Below are 23,979 nucleotides of genomic sequence, written 5' to 3' on the forward strand. Positions count from 1 at the left end.
TCAACAGCCAGATCACCGGGCCGGCCACCCTCGCGTTCCTGCCGCAACTATGCGACCCAGTTCCGCAGCATCTCGTGGTTGACGCCCAACTCCCGACCAACGTCACGGATCGTGCGACCCGAGTCGAGCACCAACGCCGCAGCCTGGCGGCGGAACTCCTCGGGGTACTTGCTCTGTAGAGGCATCTGCTGCCCATCGCTACAGTGCGCCGTATGGATCTCCGCGACCTCCGGCTTGGGTTCCGAGACGATGCCCAACGGAGCCGGGCGCAGCGCGTCATTCACGACCGAATCGCCGATGACCGGTTGCAGGACGAGTGCCGCTACCTGATGAAGTTCTGGTGGCAGCTATCGATGTCGTACCAAGAGGTGACGATCGGCGAACTCCGAGAACACGTGGGCGCGGACAAGCTCCGAGCCGTTGAGACTCTGATCAAGGCAATCGGTCAATCACCCGTGGACATCGACGAGTGGATCATGTGGGCCGTCGAGGCCTTCCCGGTGATCCACGACCGGGGCAATCCGGAGAACTGAGACAGGCGCACCGTCAGTTTGGAAGATCGTTCTCGGCTGCCCTGATCGTCCGGAACGCCTGGCCGATCGCGGTGTCGTGCCGCCCGGTCGTGCCCGTTGATGGCCGCTGGCAGTATCGGCTTCTGGCCCGTGTGTGGCCCGCCAGGGCGGGCGCGACTAACTCCGTAGCGCCCTACCCACCACTCTCGACATCATGGGTCTATGAGTCAGCTGCACGTGGTGAGGTATGGCCACGAGCCTCAAGACGACCCGCCGACCGACGTCGATGATGACGACACCGACGTGAAGACCACATTCGCGCATTTCGGGTTGGCCTTCTACCAGGCCTGCGTGCTGGAACATCAGGTGGTCAGCATGCTGGTCTTCTCAAAACTGCTTGAAGCCGAGGCGGAAGCAAGGAAACTCCTCAACGACCCCTGGGAGGAGCACTTTAAGGAGACCCTCGGCCGGTTGGTTCGGCGCTTCACGCAACAGGGCAAAGCCGATCAGCAACTCGTCGAGGATCTGACCGAGGCAGTACGGCTGCGGAACCACCTCGGTCATGCCTTCTGGCGGGAACGCGCGGAGGACTTCTGCTCCGACGCCGGCCGGGCCGACATGATCGCCTTCCTGGCAGACGCTCGGGACCTCTTCATTAGGGTTGACGAACAACTCACTGAACTGAATACGGCGCAGATGAAACGCCACGCCGGTATCACGAAAGAAATGATCGATCAGCAATACCAAGAGATGCGTGCGCGCGCCGAAGCGAGAGACCAGCAGTTGTCGTAGCCTTTGGCGCTGGTGCGGCGGATCTCTGAGGAGGGCCGGGGTTCGGGGCGGAGCCCCGAGTCTTCAAGGTCTTGTGCCCCGAAGCGTGGTCGGCCGGCCCGGCCGATGCCGCCCGGAGGTCGCCAGCAGGCCGGGGCCGGGCCGGCGCGGCCCGCTTGCGGGCCGCCTTGATACCCCGAGAGAACAAATCGGCAGGCAAGAAACCAGTTGTTGAAACTTGACCGACGGTCAAGCAGCGCCAGCCAGCGCCAACTTGACTGATCTTGGTCCCCCAGAACGCCGAAAAGGGCCGATCCGATATCCGGATCAACCCTTTGACCTGCGTCGGGACGGCCGGATTCGAACCGACGACCCCTTGACCCCCAGTAGTCCGGTGGCCCAGCGGCATGCTCACGCACGTTTGCCCAGGTCGCTTAAAGCATAAACCGGCCGAGTAAAGGAGTCGTAGCACCACTGCTTCAACAAACATGACCAGATCCTCTCGACAAGCTGCGCGCAGCGACTTGCCTCCCACTGCTCGACCGCACTGTTGAAACCTGATGGCTGGCCGCGACTGGGCGGAACAGCATCGTAGCGATAATCTCAATCGAGCACCTGAGCCTCGACCACCACGGATGAGGGGTGGCCGTCTTGCGCACGTGTAGGCGCGATGGTGTGCGCCTGCGCAGTTCCGCGACGTGGCTGACAGTCCGACAGGGCGGCCACCGGAGCGCAAGGCGTCGAGTACCTGATCGAGTGCCTCTTGATCGAGACTGCCGAAGCCGTCGTCGACGAACAGGCTCGCGCCCGACCCGCACGGCCGGATGCAGCAGTTGGCGGCCTCGCCGGCGTGGTTCGTGGTCGGCGAGGACGGCGGCGGCAACCTGTACGTCGTCGACCTCGCCCCCGGGCCGCAGGGGACGTTCGTCCAGGTGCTGTTCGTGGACCACGAGATGTCGGCTGGCGCCCGCTGGCTGGCGCCCTCGCTGACCGAGCTGCTCACCGAGCGGCCCGCCACCCTGGCGAAGCTCGGTCCGGAAGGCGGGCTGCTGGTGCGGGTCGGATCGCGCAGCGGCAAGACGCTCGCCGATGTCCAGCCGACGACCGAGGTGCTGTACATCAGAGCCGGAGCCGTGCCCTCCGACCTGTCCGCGCTGGCCGGCCACCGGCTGCGCACCCTGGTCACCGAATCCGCCGTCGTCGCCAATCTTTCCGCCATCACCGAACTGCCCGCGCTGGAATACCTGCAGCTCGACGTCACGGGCTGGCAGCAGCTGCTGCGCGCCGGGCAGGTCCCGTCGACCCTGCTGGCCGCCGGCCTGAGTGGCCGTGCCGGCTGGACGGACACGGTCGAAGTGGTCAACGGTCTGCTGGCGGCCTGGAAACAGGAGCCGATCCAGGTGATCGACGTTCCGGTGCAGCTCTGATCGCCGGTCCGAGTCAGGCGACCACCAGGAGGTCGCGGTGCCACGTCCGGGGGATGGACGAGGTGCCGATATCCGACCCATTCCTGGGCGATCCGGCGTCCCTCGACCAAGAGGCGGGTAGCTGCGTCATGGTGTTCCTCGGGTAGCCAGCCGACCAGCGCTCGGGCGCGGCCCTCGTCCACAGCGTTGTCACCGGCCCGCCAGCTTCGGCCTGTCGCGAAGAGTTCCGCGTAGAGCCGCACCGCGGGGCGCACCTGCAGCCCGCATGCGGCGGATCAGCCCTTGGTGGTAGCTCAGGCCGGCGTTGCGCACCGGGTCCCGTACCGGCAGCAACGGCGTCGTGGTCGGCGCCTGGCCCGGCCGCGCGGTGATCCGTCGCACCGCCCAGTCGCGGGCACCCGTGCCGCCCCCCACCAGGGCAGTCCCGTCCGGGGCTTGAACCAACGCGGTGTTGCCCAGTCCGTCTTGGGCAGGACCGTCGAGGAAGCGGCGCCGTCGGCCGTGGTGCTGACCACGGGAACGAAGTAGCCGACCGGTTGTCCATTCTCTGCGCGGTGACCAGACCGTCACCGACGACGACCGCACGTTCGACACTCTGGTAGCCGGGCAGCCTTCGAGGCTCCCGATTGGTGCCGTCGAGCAGGCCGCGGCGGGAGTGCAGGTGGTGGACGACAGCGCTCTTCACCACAGATTATCGATGGACGCCAGGTATGAGTTTGTCGAGGCGGAGAAGTAGACAATGAGATGCTTTTCATCCTGAATAGCGGTCGTTCTCGACGGCGTGTAGGACGAGGATGGCCTGGACGATGGCGGTGGCGCGTCGTGGGCAGCAGCGCAGCTTGGTCAGGATCTTCCAGGTCTTGAGGGTGGCACGGCACGTTCGCCGACCGCCCGGATACGGGCGTGGCCTCGGTTGACGGCCTTCTGCCGCCGCGACAACCGGGGCCGGTGTCGGTGGCGCTTGAACGGGGTCCGGATCGTGCCGGCGGCACCTTGGTATCCCTTGTCCGCGAACGTCATCACGTTGCCGCTGGTCAAGGCGTCGATGAGGCCGACGGTTCGCGCGGCGGTCAGGTCGTGGACCGCGCCGGGCAGGGCGGGTGAGGCCCAGACCAGCCGTTCGGCGGGGTCGGCGACGACCTGCACGGTCACGCCATGTCGTTTGTGCTTTCCCGAGCAGTAGGGCTTCTGGTCGGCGACTCTGTCGATGGGGATGAGGGTGCCGTCGAGGATGGCGTAGGCCAGTCGCGCTGCTCTTGTGGCGCAGGCGTTGAGGTCGTCGGCGAGGGTGGCGAGCAGGGTGATCGTCTCGCGGACGTACCTCCAGGCGGTGGTGGTGCCGATGGCGAACCCGGCAGCGAGGCGGGAGTAGGCGTCGCCGTTGCGCAGGTGCGCCAGGACCAGCAGCACCTGCCGTCCGGGTTCAGACGTCGCCATCTGCTTCCGCGTTGCGCGCGGTGACCGCGGATCAGATCCGACAGGTGGTTGAGGGTGCGGTTGGACAGGGGAATCGCGGCAGGGTAAGACAACGCGAGGCTTCCGGTTGGGGCATCGGGTTTTGGTCGACTGCTGTCTTACCGGGAGCCTCGCCCTACGTCGATCCCTGCCCCGACCCCACCGCCGTGACCAGCCCCGTCACGATGAAAAGGGCTGTGAAGGTTGCTCTTGGCTGGCCTGGGGCTGGCTGGCAGGGTCGGCGTCATGATCGCGGGCCTGGGTGTGGCTCATGAAAAGGGTGGCCCCCGCGGGGTGCTCTCAGTGAGATCTGCCCACCCGGCTCGAGGTCGGGGCGCCGGCCCTGCCCCTCTCGGTGGCTTGATCAGAAGCTTGCCCGACCCGTGGCCGCGGGTCGTGGCCCATCACAGTCCTGCCGCGAGAGCACATCCCGGGCCGGCGCCGCCACGACGTCTCCCCGGAAAGGCAGGACGCCGCCATGGCCATCGTCGCAGACCACTACGACTTCGTCATCGGCGTGGACACCCACGCCGCTTCACATACCCTCGCACTCATCACCGCCGGCACCGGCGCAGTCCAGCAGCAGGCCCAGTTCCCTACCAGCCCGGCCGGGCTACGCCGCGCCACCGCCTGGATCCAGCGTCACACCCAGGACACGACAACGCTGATCGTCATCGACGGCGCCGGATCCTACGGCGCCACCTTCACCGAACAGCTCACCGCAGCCGGTTTGACCGTTGCCGAAGCACCCGACGTCCCGGCCATCAGCAGGCGCCGCCACGGCAAGAGCGACGCCCTGGACGCCATCGCGATGGCCCAAGCAACCCGCAGCCTGAACATCAACGAGCTGCGCTGGCCCCGCGCGACCGGTGCCCGCACCGCCCTGCGGGTCCTGATCGTCGCTCGGGAACAGATGAGCGGCGAACGCACCCGAGCCGTCAACGCGTTGACCGCCCTGCTGCGCACCGTCAACCTCGGCATCGACGCCCGCCGCGCCTTGACCACCACGACCATCACCACCATCGCGGCCTGGCGCACCCGAGACGAGAATCCGGCCCTGGCCGTCTGTCGAGCCGAGGCCATCCGCCTGGCCCGGCGCATCCGGGCCCTCGACGCCGAACTCGCCGCCAACCACACCACCCTGCACGAAGCCGTCACCATGCAGGCGCCGCAACTGCTCGACCTGCCCGGCGTCGGCGCCGTCGTCGCCGCGACCGTCCTACTGGCCTGGTCACACCCCGGACGCATCCGCTCCGAGGCCGCGTTCGCCGCCCTGGCCGGCGCATCACCACTACCAGCCTCATCAGGCAACACCACCCGACACCGACTCAACCGCGGCGGCGACCGACGCCTCAACCGAGCCCTCTACACCGTCGCACTGGTCCGCATGGGCCACGACCCCCGCACCCGCGCCTACGTCACCCGCCGCACCGCCGAAGGCCGCACCAAACGCGAGGTCATGCGCAACCTCAAGCGCTACATCAGCAGGCAGCTCTTCCGGACCCTGACCGCCGCCCACACGGCAGGAACCACCCCTTGACAATTATAGAAGCATCTCAATGACGCCGGACGGGGAACTCGGATACCCGATCGTCAAGACTTGCCGCTGGCGGCCAGCTCGTGAAGCGCACTCCGGTCGAGTTTGCCGTTGGCGGTCCGTGGCAGTTCCGGCATCTGCACGTAGGTGGTGGGCACCATGTAGGCCGGGAGAGCCTGCAGGCACCACTGCAGGAGGTCGGAGTTGTTCTGCTGTTGGTTGGGCTCGGCCACGTAGTACGCGACGAGGCGGTGCTCTTCCGCGAGCCACGGCGTGACCACGACCGCCGCGTTGAGGACGGCCGGATGCATCGTCAGACGTTCCTCGACCTCGCCGAGTTCGATCCTGTTTCCGAGCACCTTCACCTGCTTGTCCTCTCGGCCGACATACTCTAGTTGGCCGTCGGGAAGCCGCCTGACGATATCGCCCGTGCGGTAGAAGCGGCGGTGCCCGTGTTCTGTCTCGCGCCACACGAACCGCTCTTCGGTGAGCGCCTTCTGCCCGAGATATCCCCGGGCCATTCCCGGAGTCGTGAAGAGAAGCTCGCCTGAATCGTCGCTGGCGAGATTGCCGGCGCCGTCCGTGATCAGCACCTCTGCATCGAAGATCGGACTTCCCATGGTGACTGTCGACACCGGACCGGTGATCAGGCTCGCCGTGATGTCCTGTACGGCTTCGGTCGGACCGTAGACGTTGAGGATCGGGACAGAACTCTGGGAGAACCAGTGCTCGACCAAGGAACGGGTCAGCGTCTCACCACCGCTGCGCAGTAGACGCAGCGGTGAGCCTAGTCTGGCAATGGATGCTTCCTCACGCTGCGTCATGTACTTGATCACGGAAGGCGTCAACCAGAGCACGGTCACACCGTTGTCCCTGATGTACGTGAACAGCGACGACGCGCTGGAGTGCCGGCGCCCACGCAGGAGGAGCCGTGCTCCAATCACCAGTGGTGCGTAGATCTGACCTATGGAGGCTACGAACGACATCGAGGCGAACTGCAGCAGCACGTCGTCGGCGGACAGTTTCAGCAGGCGTGCTGTCTTGAGGGCGACGTCGCCAAGTGCGCCCTGCTCGATCTCCACCCCCTTGGGACTTCCGCTGGAACCTGAGGTGTAGAGGATGTAGGCACGGTCGGACGCGGACGGCGTCGATGCCGGATCCGTCTGCGCCGCATCGGCCAGTTCGGCGGACGTCCAGTCCAGCACGACAGGGTTGACGTCACAGCGGGCGAGCCGACTCTCGCCGTCGGCTTGGGTCAGCAGACACGCCGCATCCGCGTCGCGGAGCATAAGATCCAACCGCTCCGCGGGATAGTCGGGGTCCAGTGGCAGGCAAACGCCGCCCGCTTTCAACACCGCGAGCACCGAGACGATCGCATCGATCCCCCGGTCCAGGTACACCCCGACAACGACGTCGGGTCCGACACCGCGACTCGACAGCACGTGTGCCACACGATTGGCTCGCTCATTGAGTACCTGATAGGAAATTGACTCGGATTCGAAGGTGAGGGCGATGCGGTCGGGATAGCGGCGGGCTATGCGCTCAAACTGTTCCTTGACTGTCACGGCTGCTGCTCCTTGGTCGTGGACTCTTCTCGTTATTGCTGGGGCTGATGCGCTTAACCGGCAAGGTGTGCCTGCTACGCCAGCCGGCAAGCTGATGAGCCCGCGCTCTCGGGCAGTTTTCAACTGGTGATCACGTTGCAATCTGCGGTTCACGTATTCGTTGTGGACTCTTTGTGGAGTCTTATGCCGAGTCCTGAGTGGAGCGTTTAGAATCGTAGCGGAGTTCGATGTGACGCGCAATATCGTGAACGGCCAGCCGGTCGGGTCGGACAGGCCGGTGATCTCGCAGACTTCGGCATGCTCGCGCAGGTCACCGCCGCTGTTCACGGCGGGAACCCAACCGGTCGCGGCCCGGATCGCCGCACGCACGCCCACGTGATCGCGGCACCGACGGAGAACCAGATGTCCAGTTACTGGTCGCGCAAGGACCGGATGTGGGCGGGGATCCCCTGGCTGGAACCCGCCGAATCGGCGCGGAGCAGGATCGAGGTGCCGTCGGCGCGGGATCCTCATGAAGTGGATCTGTGGAAGGACCACTTCGAGGGCGACCACAAGCAGCTCGAACATCAGCTCAGACCGATGCCTGGGCCACGTTCCGACCGTTCCGTCCAGACAATCATCACCGGCCGTGCCTTCGTGCAGAACCTCCGCCGCGAACACTACGAACTCGCCACCGATGTCCCGCCCGCCCTGCGGGTGGCCGCCGCGTTCACCGAACTGGCACGAGCGATCTGAGAGTGCCCGCCGCCGGGGCTCGGCGCGTCCACCGCCCCGACAACCGACAGCGCCCTCGCAACCTGCTTCGATTCAGCCCGACGTGTTTATCAGGGCGGTGACATAGGCGTCCAGACGCTCCTCCAGGGTACGCGTCGTCAGGTCTGTCCTGCCTGCCTCGCGCCATGGCTGCGCCATCGCCTGCACCTCTTCTGAGCAGGCCAGCGCGTCCCGCACCTGCCAGTACAGCCGCTCGCTCGCGGCTGCGGCCAGCACCCCGCCTGCCTCCTCGTACGCCTGCGTGAACCGCAGACCCCACGCCGGGCCGTGCAAGAGCGCGAAATTGGTGCAGCAGTGCGCCACATCGAGATCCGCCGGCCCCCAGCAGGCTCCTGCCCAGTCGACGACGCCGGTGATCCGCACACCTGCCGACCCCGGTTCGTCGAACAGCACGTTGCCGGGTTGGAAGTCCCGGTGCAGGAATCGCCCTTCATAGCGCGGCGCGGGCTTGCGGATCACGTCGATCGCTGCGGCCCAAGCCCCCGCGTCGGCGCCCTTCGGAGTCACGGCGGTGTCGGCGGTCGACAACGTCGAGTACTTTCGGGGCCGCTTGGTGGGTCGTACCGCGTGGATCGCCACGAGCTGACGGGCCAGCAGGAGAACGCGCGCCTCCACGCCCTCATCGTGGATGATCGTCCGGCCTGCCAGATGTGTCATCAGCAGCGATGGAAACTCGCAATGCGTGGCGGTCGGATCGACCGCGACCAGTCCAGGAGCCGGCACGCTGGTCTGCGTGAGCAGAGAAAGGGCATCGGCCTCCCTGTTCAGCCAGTCCTCGGCGTGTCCCACATAGAACGGGTCGACGAAGCTCCGCAGCACCAGGACGCGGGTGTTGCCGTCCGGCCTGCCGATGGTCAGCCTTCGCATTTGCGCAGTGATGCCGCCGTGCAGCATCTCGGTCTCGACGATTCGCTCGCCGACCTCCAAGTGCTGGCTCACCCAAGCCAGTGTCAACGGTATGACAGCCGTCGCTTCATCGTGGTTGGTCACTGTGACATCTCATCATCCGGAGGGCGGCATGCGCACGTGATTTTAAACTCGTTGGCCGAGCCACCTGGCGCCTGGCCTGCCGGACCACCGGTGTGAACAACGGTCCACCTGACTTGATAAAAATATCGTCGTCGCTGGATTGGCTGCGACGTGCGAAGTCATCCGCCGTTGCGCTGACGGGAAACTGCCAGTTGGTGGTGACGAGGGCGCTGTCGCGTCGTCGGATCGGTGGACGCGCCGAGCGAGCCGCGGCGGCGGGGCACTGGTCAAGATTGCTCGCGCCAGCTCGGTGAACGCGGCGGCCACCCGCAGGGCGGGCGGGACATCAGTGGCGAGTTCGTAGTGTTCGCGGCGGAGGTTCTGCACGAAGGCATGGCTGGTGATGTCGGCGCTGGCCACCACCGCGGTGGCGCGGCGATTCTCCTGCGGGCGGCGCTCATCGACCCGCGACCGAGGGGGAGCCGCCGGGGACACGCCGGCGGCCAGCCAGCCTCAGGCGGCGATCGTGCGTAGCGCGGCCCGGGCCGCGCGGACCGCGGTGACGGTGCCGGTCAGCGTCGAGTTCCCGACGACGGCGGTCGGTACGACGCCGTTCCCGGCGAGGTAGAGGTTGTCGAACGCCCAGACCTGGCCGTACGGATCGCACACGCTGGTGCCGTCATCGGCGGTTCCCATCCGTACGGTGCCAGTCAGGTGCAGTGATGACCCCGGTGGCAGCAGCGCTGACTCGGTGCCGGGGTCGAAGTCACCAAAGCGCTCGGCGATCGCGCGCAGCTCGCTGCGGCCGGCACCGATGAGATTCAAGTCGGCGTCGGTGTAGCCGAACTCGATCTCGAAGCTCGGCATCCCGGTGACGTCGGTCGTGTCCTCGGAGAAGCGGATGCCGTTCTCCGGCCGTGTCTCGACGGGGCTGAAGAGCGAGAGCCCGACGGCGTGGGCCAGCGGGAGGCCCTCCGGGTCCACATAGGTGGTGTTCATGATCTGCCCGTGGAAGGGCTGGGCCGGGCCGTTCTGCGGCAGCCACAGCGAGTCGGTGTTGCGCTCGTCGCCGGCCGCGCGAGGCAGGCCGGCCCGGTCGAGTCCGAAGCGGTCGAGATCGAGGAGGACGCGGCCGGTGAGGAAGGCGTGCTCGTTGAGGTAACGGCCCAGCGCCGGGGGACGGATGCCGGAGGCGAACAGGAGCTGAGGGGTGCGGAACGCGTCAGCACACACCACGGTGGCGGTGGCCTCGATGACACGCCGGTCGCCGGTTTCGACATCGAGGACCACGGCACCGCGTACGCGGCGCCCGTCGTGGTCGAGGGCGACCGCGAGCGTTCGGGGTAGCAGGGTGAAACGGCTGTCGCCACCGGACCCGAGCGGCGGGAAGATCCGGCTCGGTCCGGTGCGCAGCAGCCGGCCGCCCGGCTCTCGGGTGACGGCCATCGGCATGAGTTGCGGGGCGCGGTCGGCCGGCCCGACGCCGCGGTAGCGCCGCCGTAGTTCGGCGAGCACGACCTCGCCGGGCAGGGTCGGTCCGATGGCGGCGCTGGTGACACCGAGAGCGCGCCGCGCGGTGTTCAGGTCGCGCTGCCAGAGCCCGGGGTCACCGTGGTCGAACACCTCCGTGCCCGCGGGCCAAGGGGTCACCGCCGTCCAGTGGGCGCCCATCCCGCCGACGTTCCACGCCGCCGCGGCGGCCGGCATCGCCGAGGTGTCGTTGCCCACCGCGGACAGGAGGTGCAGGCCGGCCTTCAGCCGGTACGCGTCGGGCGACTGGGACGGTGGTGGCTCCACCCCGGTGTAGAAGCTCTGGATCCCGCTGGCGAGGGGGGAGTTGTACTGCGCCCATATCTGTGGATCGGCCGTGTCGTGCACGTGCAGGCCGGGCATCGCACCGATCGGCGGTCCGCCGTCGACCATCACGATGCTCGTGGCGGTCGACGCCTCGCGGACGAGCCGGGCAACGACGCTGCCCATGATGCCGCTGCCGATGATTAGCAGGTCGGTGGTCGAGTCGGGTGCGGTCACCGCGGACTCCTCACTGCTGTGGTGGAAGGAGTTCAGGGAATGCCGGGCCCCGTAGCAGATAGCCCAGTTCGATACCGGTCGAGTCGACCGCAGGGTCGGTCGTCGTGGTGGCCGCGACGGTCAGCCCGGCCCGGTCGAACAGCGCCTCCCAGAACTCGCGTCGCTCCAGCCGCTGATTGGTGAAGTAGTGGATGAGGAAGTACGGATTCCAGTAATTGCGAGCGGTGCCGTGGCGCATCAAGGTGGGGTTGCAAATCTCGTCCGCCACCTCGATGACCACCACGTTGATGCGCGGGAACCGGCCGACGATGCCGGTCAGCAGCGACTGCACGGCACCCTCGCCGCCCTGCGCCAGGATCTCGTGCAGGACACAGCCGAGCACGATGACGTCCGGGTTGCAGTCCGGCGGCGGATCGTCGAGGAACTCGGCCGTACCGCTGTTGATAAGGTGGATCCGGTCGACCAGGCTGGCCTCTGCGACCAACTGACGGCCCTCCTGGTAGCCGAGAGGGTCAGGTTCCACCCCCCAGGCGATGCGAATCTGCGGCAGGTGGGTGCAGAAGTTGGCCAGGTGGAGGGCATTGCCGCAGTCCAGGTCCAGCATCTCGCGTGCCTCCACCCCGCCCTGCCGGAGCAGCTCGCGAGTCATCGGCAAGCCGTCGTACCGGCTGATCTCGCACTTGCCGATCCTCACCTCGCGGCCGTTTCGGCTGCAGTGCCCGCCACGTGCCTCCAGCGATCGGCCGATCTGCTGCAACGTGGTCGCGTAGCCGCCGACGAACATCGTGTACCAGGCGCGAAACTCGGCGTACCGATAGGCCTTGTCGGTGAGCGCGACTGTGTTGCCGCTCCAGGTCACGATGCCCTCGTTGGCCAGGTAGCGGAGGAAACCGGTGAGCCGCAGTGGTTCGAGCAGGAGCGCGTCGACGAGGTTCGCGACCTCGGTAGCACCGTGCCGGACAAGCCGATCGTAGATGCCGCTGGCGAAGAAATGGAACAGGGAGGCGGCGAGGAAGTGCTCGGCGATCGGTCGAATTCCGTCGATCATCCGTTGCTCGAAGGCGGAGTCGACGAGCGCGCCCTGCGCGGTGCCGATGCAGATCGGCGGGGTCGGGACGGTCATCCTGCGTTCTCCTCACTCTACGTCTCGCGCACGGCAGTGGCGGGTCAGACGGTCACCGGCCGCAGGTGACCGGCGCCGGATTCGTTCCCCAGCAGCCACTTCACCGCGGCGTCGAGCGGTGAGGCGGCCCGGGGCGGAAACGAGCCGAGCATGTTGTCGCACTGCCGTGCCACCAGGCCGGGGAAGCCGGAGCGGCGCACCATGCGGTGGTTGTCGAGAACGGTAAGGTCGCCGACTGCGGCGCCGACCGTCCGGCACGCGGCACCGGCCCTGTCCCGCAGATGCTCAGCCAGCTCGGCCGGCATCGGCCGCCCGTCGGCCAGGCGGAGGCTGCCCGGCTCAGACTCCAGCACCGCCCGCAGCGCGACCTGGCCGATGGTGTCGGCGCCGGCGGGCGTGCGGCACACCATCGGCGTCACGAACGAGATGAACAGCGAGCCGTCAGCTCGGAACTCGTACTGAATCCCCCGCAGCCGGGCGAGGCGCTGCTCGATCGCCGCCCGCCCGTGGCCGCGCAGTGCCCGGCGGCATTGCTCGGGCGACCGCAGCCGGTCGAAGCGGATGGCGTTGCCACGGGCGAAGGTCGCCCAGCGCCCCGTCAAGCCGGCGAGCAATTGCACGCCGTCGATCACTTGCTCAGGATCGGCGGTACGGCCAGGGGCGTGGCGCAGCGACCAGATCGCGTCCGGCTGATAGGGGTGGAACTGGTCGAGTTGTGCGTCGGGAAGATCGGCACAATGACCGAATTGCTCGATGAACTCGCCGAACTCCGTCTCGCCGGGTGCGAATCCGCGAAATATGAGGTGGCCGTACCGGCGGAGCAGAGTGACCGTCTGGCGCGGGCCGCAATCGGCCAGCGTTTCGCCCTTCAGAGGTTCGACGTACGGCACACCTCTGCGGACGACTATCCTCATCGGCCCACTCCCCTACGATCGGTTTAGTCCACTGTGCTCGTCGACGGTACAGTGCGGCTACACGTTCGATACATCGGACATACGTGATGCGGTGTGACGCTGCGCGGGAAGCAACAATCGCGCTTTTTCGATGGTGATTCGACACAGGAGCGGGGAGGCGAGGACACGCATGCGTGCCCCAGTTGCCATTCCTACAGTGAAGTGATCTCGACAAGGATTCGATCCCGATCCGGGATGACGTAGGAACCGCGCCCATGGCGGACGGTATGGAGACCGGACGTGGGGCCCCTCGGTAGACAGGATCCTGCGACGGAATCTGATCTACCCGGAAGGACCCCACGTGATTGCCTGTCGTTGCGAAAGCGTTTCCGTCACCCTGAGGTCATGGCCGGGCGAGACGCTCGTCGCCGAGGTAGAGCACGTCCACCGGAGTCTCGGCGAGGAACTGCCGCGCATCTTCCGGCGTGTCGACCATGGGCCGCCCGGCCACGTTCATCGAGGTGTTGGCGAGTATCGGCATCTCGCCGCGTTCCTCCAAGGCGGTCAGGACGGCGTGGAGAAAGGGGTGCTCGTCGACGCCGACCGTCTGCACTCGGCTCGTCCCGTCCGCGTGGACGATGGCCGGGGCCCGATCGGCGACTTCCGCCTTGGCGGCGTACGCGTACGTCATGTACGGAGATAAGCGGCTGCCGTCGAAGAAGCGCCCCAGATCCTCCGCACGGATCACCGGCGCGATCGGCCGGTACGATTCGCGACGTTTGATCTCCTCGCTCACCCGAACCCGCACTTCATCAGTACGGGGAACCGCCAGGATCGACCTGTTGCCCAGCGCCCTGGGGCCCGACTCCGAGGCGCCGGTGTAGAGGGCGACGACATGGCCCGCAGCCAGATCATCGACCATGGAGACGACCGAAGCCTTGGTCGCCTCGATCCCGTAGTCGCGTCCGAGGTAGGGGCTGGTTGTCACCGTTCCGGGATAGCGGTTCCACACGGCACCCAGCGATTGGCCGGTGTCGGACGGCATGGACGGGATGAAGATGTCGTCGTAGATCCCGCTGTTCGCCAGACGGCCGTTCGCCACGACGTTCATTGCGCAGCCGCCGACCAGGGCCAGGCGGGGAGAGAACGGACGGAACCGGGCGGCGACGGCCAGCAGCTCCTCCTCCCACTCCGTCTGAACGGTCGCCGCCAGTTCTCGACGCCGATCATCGGGGTTCGAGGAGTAGACGTCGCTGATGCCGTAACTCCGCCGGAGATCGTCGGCGCCGTCCAGGTGTGGCCGGTTGAACACGGCGACGTCGGCCCGGATGCGCTTGGCAAGCTCAGCGTTGTGGCTCCCGTAGGCTGACAGCCCCAGCATCTTCCCCGAGTCGGAGGCGTTGGCCATCATGTAGTCGGGCTGGACGGTGAGCTGGGTGGCGGTGCCGTACACCCGTCCGGTCAGGAAGGTGTGCTCGAGAACGGCGATGCGGTCCAGTCGGCCGTGGTCGTAAAGGTACATCGACGTGGCCCCGTCCTCCGACCAGCCGTCGGCGCACAGCACCAGGCAACTGTCGAAGCCTGATGGCAGGGCAGTGCCGATGTGGTTGAGATGATGACCGGTGACCACCGGAGTGAACTGCCGGCGGCCCATGCCGATCGGATGGGCCAGGTCGTACTTGGCACTCCACTTGCCGACGAGCAGCTCATCGACGGCGTCCTCGTCGGCGCCGACGTAGCTGAGGGCGGCCGAGACCACTTCGTCCATCTGCTCGGCGGTGGCGGCGACATGCTTGATCCCGAGTACGCGCTCGGCCTCGAGATGAAGCAGCAGCCGGTTACCGGAGGCGATGGTCACGTTCGAATCGTGATCGCCGAAGAACACGGAGACGACGAGCCGATCGGACTGATTCAGCATGAGAATCCCTAACGGTTGGTCCAACACGACCGGACAGGTACGGCAGCCGGCTACTCTTTCCGGACCGAGAATGCGTGCCCCTCGGCTACCAGACTCTGTACGACGTGTTCCGGGAGACGACACGTTTCCATGGAAGGGCACATCGTGACTTTCAACGGGTCGGAGATCGTCGCGTCGAAACTGATGCTCCGCCGCCCGCGGTGCGGATCATCGATGTGCAGGACGTCATCGGAGCAGCTCGCCCACGGCACGAGAACGTAGGAGGAGCCCTCCTCGAAGGTGAGCGGCTCCTTCATGCCGTAGGCCTCGAAAAAGATCTGCGCAACGGGATCCTGGTAGTCCGCATAGATCTTGCGCGTACCACCGAAGAGATCCCTCCGTTCGTCGATGAGCTGCTGGGTCGGTGACTTCCGCAGCGGCACGGGGTCACGGCCGGGTCGGCGGAGCATCTCCACCGTGTGCGCAGCCACGGTCTTCTCCGAGAACTCCGCCCGCGCCGCATCGAGGGCGGCGTCCTCCACGACCACCGACGCCGCCCTGCCCACCCCCTCGAGGATGGCGTCGGCCAGCAGAGCGGGGTGCACGACCGGCCCCATGGTCGACCGGTGGACCGGAACCAATGTCAGCTGCCGGGAGAACCACTCCTGGAACCCGAAATGACCGCCCCACGCCGTCGTCACCACCTGGTTACCGTTGACCAGGGACGCCAGCACGGAGGAGCCGAAGTTCTCATCGGAGTGCAAGGTCGGCGACACGAGCACATGAGGCTCCTGGTGCACGTCGTAGAACAGCCAGTCTCGTGGTTTGACCCCGTGCCACGTCACCGTGTCCGCCATGCCCAGCGATTCGGCGAGCCCCCGCAGGTACGTGCCGTAGTCCGCGGATTCGAGCCCCATGTTCGGGCTACCGAGATTGTCCTCGCCGCCGTACACGTCCAGGCCGACTCTCGGCGCGTCGTCGTAGAAGGTGCGCAGGATCCACAGGGCGAACAACAGGGTGTGCAGATTCTTCTGCGCGGACACGCGCCCGATGTAGGCCAGCCGCGCAGGCCCGGGCCTCGCGTGCCTTTTTTCGCAGGCAACTTTGAACTGGTCCACCAGCGGAAACGGGATCACGCAGACCTGGGCGTTGGGGAAGGATCGGCGGGTCGCGACTGCCTCCGCATGACAGGCCGTGACGAACACGTCCTTCTCGGTCAGGACGTTCGCCAGCTCACCGAAGGCGTGGAAGCCTTCGGTGGCGTCCCCCTGAACGTAGATGGTCATCGGCGCGGCTGCCTTCATCCGCGTCCGGAGAAGGAGCGCGGTCCGTACCGTCCCCGGCGTCACGGAGGTGATGACGATGCGCTTCAACCAGGGGGCGGAGGCCAGCAGATCCTGCTCGATGGCCGATGGCAGGGGTACGCAGAGAATCCGAACGGTCTCCTGCCGGGAGCGGCCGATGGCGGTCCAGACGTTCTCGATGGCCGGGGTGATTTCCTGAAGGCTCCACCACCAGTCTTTCTCCCGCGTGGTCAGCACCAAGATGTCGTCCTCGCTCGACACGTGCTTCCTCACAATCTGATGTCGGACCTGCCTGGCCGATTCGCCCAGCTTCAGGTGCGGCCGGCCAGCGCCGACTTCACGGACGCATCAAGGATCTCCAGTGCCCGATCGATGTCGCCGCCGGTGACGGAGAGCGGAGGCAGGAGCTTGACGACCTCGCCGTCACGTCCGCAGGTCTCCACCAGAAGACCGCGCTCGAACGCAGCCGCGCTGATCTGGTCGGCCGTGTCGCCGTCACCGGTTTGCAGGCCCCAGGCGAGGCCACGGCCCCGGATGGTGAGCCCCGTTTCGGGATAGGAGGCCCGGATCTGTTCGAGGCCGACGGCGACGCGTTCGCCCTTGGTCCTCGTGGACTTCACCAGCTCCTCGTCGCTCCAATAGGCCCGCAGCGCCTCGGCGCCGGTCACGAACGCCAGGCTGAACCCGCGGAAGGTGCCGTTGTGCTCGCCCGGCTTCCACACGTCCAACTCGGGCCGGATCAACGTGAGTGCCATCGGAAGCCCGTAGCCGCTGATGCTCTTCGACAGGCACACGATGTCCGGCTCGATCCCGGCGTCCTCGAAGCTGAAGAAAGGACCGACGCGACCGCAGCCCATCTGGATGTCATCGACGATGAGGACGATCCCATGCCGCCGGCAGACGGCCGAGAGCTCCCGCAGCCATGGGATGCGGGCGACGTTGATCCCGCCCTCGCCCTGCACCGTCTCCACGATGACGGCGGCCGTACCGGCGAGGCCGCCGGCAGAGTCGGCCAGCATGTCCTCAAACCCGTTGGTGCCGGTGAGTTGCTGCTCGTAGGGCAGCTCCAGGCAGTGTGCGAGCGAGGTACCGGCGCTGAGGCGGACCGCCGGATTGCCGTTCACCGACAGCGCGCCCAAGGTCATGCCGTGGAACGCGTTGCGGAAGTAGGCCACCCACTTCCGTCCGGTGGCCTTGCGCGCCAGCTTGAGGGCCGCTTCCACCGCGTTGGCACCGGCGGGCCCGGGGAAGACCACCTTGTAGTCCAGCCCTCGCGGAGCGAGGATCTTCTCCTCCAGCGTCTCCAGCAGGTTCGCCTTGGCCGCAGTGAACATGTCGAGGGCGTGCGTCACCCCGTCCTGCTCCAGATAGCTGATGAGCGCCCGCTTGAGAACGGGATCGTTGTGGCCGTAGTTGAGGGTGCCGGCCCCGGCGAAGAAATCCAGATACGGTGTTTCATCCACTCCGTAGAGCCAACTGCCCGCTGCCCGCCCGAAAACCGCCGGCCACCTCCGGCTGTAGCTACGTACCTCTGACTCGCGCCGATCGAAGATGCTCATGAAAAATCCGCCTGTCGCGCGTCGTGGTGTGGCTTTCGTGATCGCGTCACAATTTCCCCGTTGCCCACAGCAGTGCTGACGCGGCGGCGGACGCCTTGTGGTATGCCTGCCTCGGCACGAGCGACGTGGCGCTGGCCCCGTCCAGGACGTCGGAGGTCACCTCTTGGCCCCGGACCGCGGGCAGATCGTGCATGAACACTGCTTCGGTCGAGCCGGAGAAGCGCCTCATCGTGTCCTTGGTGACGGCGAACGGGGCGAATTGGGAAAGCCATTCCGGGTCCTGGCGTGCCTCGCTCATCGAATGCCACCGTGCGGTGTAGACAGCGTCCACCGGATCCGGCGCGTCCGGCAACGTGGCATGCTGGCGAACAACGTCTTCACCCCGTACGGCATTCAGTGAATCGATTTCTCCCGCGGAAAATCCCAAGCCGTCCGGGCTGTACACGTCGAGGCTCTGGAACGGCATCTTGCAGGAGAGCAACGCCAGCGCCCGAGCCGTGTTGTTCACCTCACCCAGATATGCCAGGCGAAGATTCTCCACCTTGCCGAAATGCTCGCGCAGCGCACAGAGATCTGCGATCGCCTGAGTCGGATGCTCCTCGTAGGTAAGGGCATTGATCGTTGCCGGCACATGGACGGCCAGGTCAGCCAATTCGTGCTGCGGACCGTTGGTGCGGGCGACGACGACGTCCAGGTGGTTCGCCAGAATGGCACCGGTATCGATCCACGTCTCACCGGTCGAGATTTGGATGTCGTCCTTGCTCAGATGCAGCATGTCGCAGCCGAGGGTGAGCCCGGCGCCCCAGAACGACAATCTGGTCCGGGTCGACGGGGCGGTGAAGAGCAGGCCTAACCGCGTTCCGGCCAGCCTGCCCGCGAAATTCTGCGGCGTCTGTCCGTATCGAAATGCGGTGTCGCTGATCTCCGAGACGTCTTCCGTGCTGAGGTCCGCCAAGCTCAACATTGCTCTGCGGTTCGGATGTCTAGCAATCACTGAAACCACCATCTCAACTGTTCTTCGGGTCAATCCAGATAGTTCTCGGGCCCGCCGTCGCGTACCGTGTCCAACGTGACGCAGTGGAAGCCGCCGCCGAGCACCCGGGAATGACGCAAGCGGCGCGGCACGACCGTGATTCCCTTGGCTTCCAGAAGACGTATCAGGTTCGTCTGGTTACGATCGACAACGGCCATGTCCGGGCTGACCATCAGGAGGTTCATCCCCACCCACGGTGTGCTCAGCGTGCGAGGGAGCAGCGGTGCCACCGGCTCCTCGATCGGCGGGCACCAGATCACGTCCCAGCCGCGCAGCACCTCCGGAACGGTGTCCGGCCGGACGCGCGCGGGGTTGAGCAGAACAAGGCCCGGGCGCAGGAAGCAGATCGTGCTGTCGATGTGCGTCCCCTGGTAGAGGCCGCGCAACGGGTGCACGCGGATATCGCCGAGCAGTTGCAGGGCCGATTGCAGCCAGCGCAGGCCGATCTCGTTGCCGCTGCGCGACACCTGGTAGAAGACGTCACGTCCGAGCCGGACGACATTGGCCGCCTCGAACGCCGGCTCGGCCTCGCCGAGCACCGGGGCGCCCTTCGCGTCCGTGAGGTACAGCTCGTCACGCAACTGGGGCCGGGGGGCGCCCAGCCAATGCGCACCACGCAACAGGTAGTCCTGGAAGAGGGGCCGCAAGTTGGACAGCTCGTGGTAGCGGGACCGCGACGGGCTGGGCGCTTCGATGATGGTTGACCCGATGACCAGCGCGAGGTCGCGCGGGCAGTACGAATGACGCCCCGGGCTGCGCCAGCCCGGGCCGCCGACTTCCTCATCGGGGTCGGCCGCCGGCGGCTGGTGCACGACGATCCCCATGTCGCGGAGGGTCGTCACCAGGTCGGCGAGATCCTCATTGCTTTCCTCGATGACCTGGTCCGGGAAGCGCCCGCCCACCCGTTCCCGTTCGGCGGGCGAGAGCTCGGGATAGTCGTTGAGCCATGCCGAGACATCGGTCTGCGGCGGAACCCCCGCGTGAGTGGCGTCTCCGACGACGACCTCACGCAGCGTGGTGAACTCATCCCAGGAGTTCACCACAGGCAGCCGATGCTCCGGCGATCGCGATGCTGCTGGTTCGGCGATGCGGTCGGCTGTGGACTGCTCGCCTGACAAAATTGCCATGTGGTGCGCTCCTGGTGTTCGTCGGTCCCGGGGCAGTGCGCAAACGGTCGTGCGACGGTCTACCGGCCAGCCGGGGTGGTCAGGCCGGTATCCGCTGACCCCAACGGCGGAAGGTCAAAGCGGATCCGCAGATCATGGTCCGCATCAGCCAGCGGTCCGTACCGTCGAAACGGGCGGTGAACGGCGTGCGGGCGTGAACGACCCGCTTGTTGTCGAACAGCAACAGGTCGCCCTGTTCCATCACGTGCGAGATGGCGACCTCGTCCAGACCGATGCCCAGCTGGCGAAGCGCTTCTGCCGCGTCTTCGTCGGCCGCGTCGATTGGCTCGAGGTGATGCGTGTCGTAGGCGATCTCCGGTGCCGACTCCGACCCGGAGATGATGGCGAGAGGGCGCATCGGCGTGTCGCCGGGCAGCACGTGCGCGGGATCCGGGCGCACATGAAAGCGCGGCTCCCGCAGCGTCGCCATCAGGTCCGGTGCAAGCTGGACGTCCTTCACCTGGGCGTACATGGACGCCCCGGAGGGATCGCCCCGGAGGCAGAGCAGGCCGGCGTAGTCGCATCGATCGTCACGGAAGCTGTCCTCGCAGTGCCAGTCGAGCATCCCGGTGCTGCTCTGGCTGGTCTGGGTGAACTCCATCTTGCGCACCGGGACCATGTTCTGAACGATCCGGCCGTCGTAGAGGCTCGCGTAGTTGAACGGCTCCCCAAGCATGACCGTCACGCTGGTCAGCAGCAGAGCGGCACCTTGCGCCTCACCGACAGGCGGCATCCACGGGGCCGTCGCGGTGGCGGGGAGCGTCACCCCCTCAGGCAGAAGTCCGCGCAGGAGCACGACGTCGCCGTCCGGTGCGTAGCGCCGGTACTCGATGACCTGACGGCGCAGGCCGGACGGCAGGAGGGGGGTGACCTCCAGTGCCAGATCGACGAATTCGTCCGGCGTGAACGCGGCCAGGTCGCGGTTGTCGATCACTTTCTCGATCGAGTCCCAAAGGTCTTTCGCCTCGTGCGGCTGCATTCGGTAGCTCGGTGTCGGTGGTTTCGTAACCGAATCCACTCCTTCTCCATTCTCTCTCGCAACGTTCTGCTCCAGTTTCATGTCCGCGAACACATTCCGGTACTCGCCTGGATCCACCTTCCGAATTTCGCGGACGGTGTTACTTGAAGCCGTCGTCCGTTCGGTGGTCGGCGTCTGGCTCGCCGCGCTCGCAGTCCGCCGCCATCACGTCAATCCTCGGCGGCGGACGTCCCGGCTCACCGGCCAACGTCTCGGCTCGATCGTGGCAGCCGTGAGTACACCGAAGCTACATTGGACATACACCAACTCTGGTGAGGGCCAGATCGATCCTTCCGAGTCTCAGGGCATGGTCTTTCTGTTTCCAGGCTGTTAGGTTTAGCTAAGGGTGTAATGACCAGTAGCGATATGGCTTTTCCGGGGGAGTGCCATGCGGTTCGACATCCTGGGTCCGTTGCGGGCCGAGTCCACGGCTGGACCAGTGAAAATCTCTGGATCCCGCCGCACTGCGCTGCTCGGGGCACTGCTCATGCATCCCGGCAGGCTGTTACGCACAGGGGATCTGATCGACGCCGTCTGGTCGGAGCGCCCACCGGCCTCCGCGGTCGACAACATTCGGACGTACGTCTCCGAGTTGCGCCACACCTTCCAGCGGCACGGCGGCGGCCGGATGATCATCGGAGTGTCCGGCGGCTACCGCTGTGAGGTGAACACCGACGATCTGGACCTGACCGAGTTCCGGCGGCTCGACGAGGAGGGCCGTGAAGCCCTTGCCGTCGGCAACCACACTCAGGCCGGGGACCTCCTCGGCGAGGCGGCCGGATTGTGGCGCGGCGACCCGCTGGAGGGCATCGAGGTCGGCGCGTGGCTGCACGCGCGCATCGAGAGTCTGACCGAGTTGCGCTGGTCCAACATGCTCGCCTGGGCGGAGGCCCGTCTCGAGCTGGGCGACTACGAACAGCTGGTGCCGATGCTGACCGAGATGGTCGCCGAGCGCGCCCTCCACGAACGCGTCTGGGAACTGCTCATGCACAGCATGTACGGATGCGGCCGGACCGCCGACGCGCTGGCCACTTACGGGCGGGCACGGCAGACCTTCATCGATGAACTCGGCATCGAGCCCGGTCCGGGGCTCCAGAGCCTGCACGCACGCATGCTCGACGGCGACGCGGGCCTGGCGCCCCGGGCTCGTGCGCACTCGGTCGCCGTGCGCAGCGCCGGCCGAGCGGCGGTGGGTGGCCCCCGGTCCGGCGGGGTGCCGCATCTGCTGCCGCCGCGCCCCCAGCACCTCGTGGGGCGCGCCGACGTGTGGGACAGACTCACCGAGGTGGCCGCCGATGTCCACCGGCGTCTGGGTGACAGCGCGGAGGCGACGCCGGTCGTGACGATCTCCGGGGCTCCCGGCATCGGAAAGTCCGCGGTGGCGATCGACGCCGCCCACGAGATGCGACACTTCTTCCCCGACGGCGAGCTCTACGTGGATCTGCAGGCACACAGTGGCCGTCCGCGGTCCGGTTCGGAGGCGCTCGGCATCCTGCTGGCCGGCTTCGGCGCCTCGAGAGTGAGCGACAATGACGACGAACGGCTCGCGCTCTACCGGCAACTGCTGATCGACCGGCGTCTCCTCCTTCTCCTCGACAACGCCCTCGACGTCGACCACGTCCGCCCGCTGCTGCCGGTCGCGGGCGCCAGCCTGGTGGTCGTCACCAGCCGGCGCCGGTTGGTCGAGCTGGACAGCCACTGGCAAACCGACCTGCAGCCGCTCGACCGGCAGGCGGCGTGGCAGATGCTCGCCGACTCCGTCGGGACCGAGCGAATCAGTCAGGAACCGGAGGCGACGACGCGCATCATCGACGCGTGCGAGGGGGTGCCGCTCGCGTTGCGGGCGGCCGGCGCACGGCTCGCTGCCCATCCGTCGTACCCTATCCGCGCTCTCGCCGACCGCCTGACTCACGGCGACGACCTGCTGGGCGAGTTGGCTTTCGGCAGTCTGGACGTGCGGGTCGCACTGCGTGACAGCTATCAAGCGCTGCCGAGTTCCACGCGCGTCGCCTTCCGCGCGATCGGAGCCCGGGCACCGGCCACCATCACCCCGCGCATCGTGGGCGAATTGCTGGACGTCTCGATCCCCACGGCCGACCGGCTGCTCGAACGGCTGTTGCGGGACAACCTGCTTCAGCCGCAGCCGAGCAGTGACGGCGAACCCCGTTACGGGATGTTCGACCTGGTCCGAGCGTACGCGCGCGAGGAGCGCACCTTTAGCTGTTCGGGATCGGCGAAGCCGGACCTAATTCGATAGATCCGCGGGGCCGGGGGGAAATCATGCGGACACCGCGATCCAATTCCTTGAGGACGAGCGTGAAGATGGTTCATCGCATCGCTTCGGGCAGTCGCATCGCTTCGGGCAGTCCCCATAAAACTCCGACCGACGCGGTACTTTCAATCTCGGGAAAGAGCGGTGTATCGCGAGTAAGGGCGGCCTCCGGTGTCACAGCCGCCCGTCACCGCACCGATCTGCTCCACTCCGGGATCCCCCGGCGAGACCGCCTTGGAGGAGGACGGCGTGCCTGAGGTCCGGTTCGAAGCAGCCCGGGTGAGCGCCCAGGAGGCCGTCGCCGCGGTCAACAGCCAGTGCCTGGTGGCCGACCTGTCGACCATCGAGCCTGACCTTGACGAACGTGGTCCGGACGCTCGACGGCGATTGCGAGGAGGCCAGCGGGATGACCACGGAGCTCGCCGTCCGGCACCGCGGGTCATGGCGCAACATGCCGCTGTTCGTCCGGCATTTCTGCATCCGCAGCCGTCAATCGCCAAAGTATCCTCCGGTGGATCCTGGCTAGGTCTCACGGCGTACGGATTAGCCAACACTGCCTTGACCGAGAAGGTGATGCCCGCCTACAGTGAGACACCCGGCAGCACGTTTCACATGACCCAGGGGCCTCGTCAGTGATGTCATTCTCGTCGATGGCGCTTGCTGGGACGACAGG

At 66.7% G+C, this 23,979-nt stretch carries 18 protein-coding genes and 2 pseudogenes; 6 read left to right on the top strand and 14 right to left on the bottom strand.

Features of this window, described 5'->3' with window-relative positions; translation table 11 throughout:
- Nucleotides 1-47 precede the first annotated feature (47 nt).
- Nucleotides 48-185: a transposase gene (locus tag GA0070618_RS33775; protein ID WP_143740199.1), complete on the bottom strand. Its 138-nt coding sequence runs from the start codon at nt 183-185 to the stop codon at nt 48-50.
- A gap of 27 nt (nt 186-212) precedes the next feature.
- On the opposite strand from GA0070618_RS33775, the gene GA0070618_RS31270 reads away from it, so the two are divergent.
- The 3 genes from GA0070618_RS31270 (at nt 213) to GA0070618_RS31280 (ending at nt 2,710) form a co-directional block, all read left to right on the top strand.
- Nucleotides 213-533: a hypothetical protein gene (locus tag GA0070618_RS31270; protein WP_143740198.1), complete on the top strand. Its 321-nt coding sequence runs from the start codon at nt 213-215 to the stop codon at nt 531-533.
- A 201-nt stretch (nt 534-734) separates the two neighbouring features.
- Nucleotides 735-1,304, top strand: a complete 570-nt coding sequence (locus GA0070618_RS31275; protein WP_088984856.1) for a hypothetical protein — start codon at nt 735-737, stop codon at nt 1,302-1,304.
- 803 nt (nt 1,305-2,107) lie between these two features.
- Complete coding sequence (locus GA0070618_RS31280) at nt 2,108-2,710, top strand: SMI1/KNR4 family protein (RefSeq protein WP_088984857.1); 603 nt, start codon at nt 2,108-2,110, stop codon at nt 2,708-2,710.
- A 751-nt stretch (nt 2,711-3,461) separates the two neighbouring features.
- Here the strand turns inward: GA0070618_RS31280 and GA0070618_RS31290 are convergent.
- Nucleotides 3,462-4,239: pseudogene (locus GA0070618_RS31290) on the bottom strand (transposase family protein).
- Between the two features lie 404 nt (nt 4,240-4,643).
- Between GA0070618_RS31290 and GA0070618_RS31295 the strand changes: the two are divergent.
- Nucleotides 4,644-5,705, top strand: coding sequence for an IS110 family RNA-guided transposase (locus tag GA0070618_RS31295; protein WP_088979978.1), 1,062 nt, complete (start codon nt 4,644-4,646; stop codon nt 5,703-5,705).
- A 53-nt stretch (nt 5,706-5,758) separates the two neighbouring features.
- Here the strand turns inward: GA0070618_RS31295 and GA0070618_RS33780 are convergent, their stop codons facing one another.
- The 12 genes and pseudogenes from GA0070618_RS33780 to GA0070618_RS31365 all read right to left on the bottom strand — a co-directional run bounded on the left by GA0070618_RS33780 (nt 5,759) and on the right by GA0070618_RS31365 (nt 20,995).
- Nucleotides 5,759-7,267 carry an amino acid adenylation domain-containing protein gene (locus tag GA0070618_RS33780; protein WP_157749049.1) on the bottom strand — a complete coding sequence of 503 codons (1,509 nt, stop codon included), beginning with the start codon at nt 7,265-7,267 and terminating at the stop codon, nt 5,759-5,761.
- A 249-nt stretch (nt 7,268-7,516) separates the two neighbouring features.
- Nucleotides 7,517-7,761 (bottom strand): annotated as a pseudogene (locus tag GA0070618_RS35660) (IS1380 family transposase); the annotation flags it as partial.
- Between the two features lie 313 nt (nt 7,762-8,074).
- Nucleotides 8,075-8,980 carry a phosphotransferase family protein gene (locus tag GA0070618_RS31310; protein ID WP_197701689.1) on the bottom strand — a complete coding sequence of 302 codons (906 nt, stop codon included), beginning with the start codon at nt 8,978-8,980 and terminating at the stop codon, nt 8,075-8,077.
- Nucleotides 8,981-9,523: 543 nt separating this feature from the next.
- A complete protein-coding gene (locus GA0070618_RS31320) occupies nt 9,524-11,041 on the bottom strand; it encodes a GMC oxidoreductase (protein ID WP_197701690.1) in 1,518 nt (505 codons plus the stop codon).
- Between the two features lie 10 nt (nt 11,042-11,051).
- Nucleotides 11,052-12,164 (bottom strand): 2-ketoarginine methyltransferase, encoded by a 1,113-nt coding sequence (locus GA0070618_RS31325; RefSeq protein ID WP_088984861.1) that lies wholly within the window; start codon nt 12,162-12,164, stop codon nt 11,052-11,054.
- Nucleotides 12,165-12,208: 44 nt separating this feature from the next.
- Nucleotides 12,209-13,078 carry a hypothetical protein gene (locus GA0070618_RS31330; RefSeq protein ID WP_143740471.1) on the bottom strand — a complete coding sequence of 290 codons (870 nt, stop codon included), beginning with the start codon at nt 13,076-13,078 and terminating at the stop codon, nt 12,209-12,211.
- 382 nt (nt 13,079-13,460) lie between these two features.
- On the bottom strand, nt 13,461-14,975 hold the full coding sequence (locus GA0070618_RS31340) for a carbamoyltransferase C-terminal domain-containing protein (RefSeq protein WP_088984864.1): 1,515 nt from the start codon (nt 14,973-14,975) through the stop codon (nt 13,461-13,463).
- A gap of 50 nt (nt 14,976-15,025) precedes the next feature.
- A complete protein-coding gene (locus tag GA0070618_RS31345) occupies nt 15,026-16,519 on the bottom strand; it encodes a glycosyltransferase (protein ID WP_088984865.1) in 1,494 nt (497 codons plus the stop codon).
- 50 nt (nt 16,520-16,569) lie between these two features.
- Nucleotides 16,570-17,817 carry a diaminobutyrate--2-oxoglutarate transaminase gene (gene ectB / locus GA0070618_RS31350; RefSeq protein WP_088984866.1) on the bottom strand — a complete coding sequence of 416 codons (1,248 nt, stop codon included), beginning with the start codon at nt 17,815-17,817 and terminating at the stop codon, nt 16,570-16,572.
- 46 nt (nt 17,818-17,863) lie between these two features.
- Nucleotides 17,864-18,823, bottom strand: coding sequence for an ornithine carbamoyltransferase (locus GA0070618_RS31355; RefSeq protein ID WP_088984867.1), 960 nt, complete (start codon nt 18,821-18,823; stop codon nt 17,864-17,866).
- A 17-nt stretch (nt 18,824-18,840) separates the two neighbouring features.
- The gene (locus GA0070618_RS31360; RefSeq protein WP_231931526.1) at nt 18,841-19,977 is read right to left on the bottom strand and encodes a scyllo-inosamine-4-phosphate amidinotransferase; all 1,137 of its coding nucleotides are present in this window, start codon (nt 19,975-19,977) and stop codon (nt 18,841-18,843) included.
- A 79-nt stretch (nt 19,978-20,056) separates the two neighbouring features.
- Nucleotides 20,057-20,995 (bottom strand): TauD/TfdA family dioxygenase, encoded by a 939-nt coding sequence (locus GA0070618_RS31365; protein WP_157749050.1) that lies wholly within the window; start codon nt 20,993-20,995, stop codon nt 20,057-20,059.
- A 427-nt stretch (nt 20,996-21,422) separates the two neighbouring features.
- Between GA0070618_RS31365 and GA0070618_RS31370 the strand changes: the two genes are divergently transcribed.
- Both GA0070618_RS31370 and GA0070618_RS33785 read left to right on the top strand, forming a co-directional pair.
- The gene (locus tag GA0070618_RS31370) at nt 21,423-23,291 is read left to right on the top strand and encodes an AfsR/SARP family transcriptional regulator (RefSeq protein WP_088984869.1); all 1,869 of its coding nucleotides are present in this window, start codon (nt 21,423-21,425) and stop codon (nt 23,289-23,291) included.
- A gap of 264 nt (nt 23,292-23,555) precedes the next feature.
- Complete coding sequence (locus tag GA0070618_RS33785; protein WP_143740474.1) at nt 23,556-23,942, top strand: hypothetical protein; 387 nt, start codon at nt 23,556-23,558, stop codon at nt 23,940-23,942.
- The last annotated feature ends 37 nt before the right edge of the window (nt 23,943-23,979 follow it).

The sequence above is a fragment of the Micromonospora echinospora genome (genome assembly GCF_900091495.1).
Classification (GTDB): domain Bacteria; phylum Actinomycetota; class Actinomycetes; order Mycobacteriales; family Micromonosporaceae; genus Micromonospora; species Micromonospora echinospora.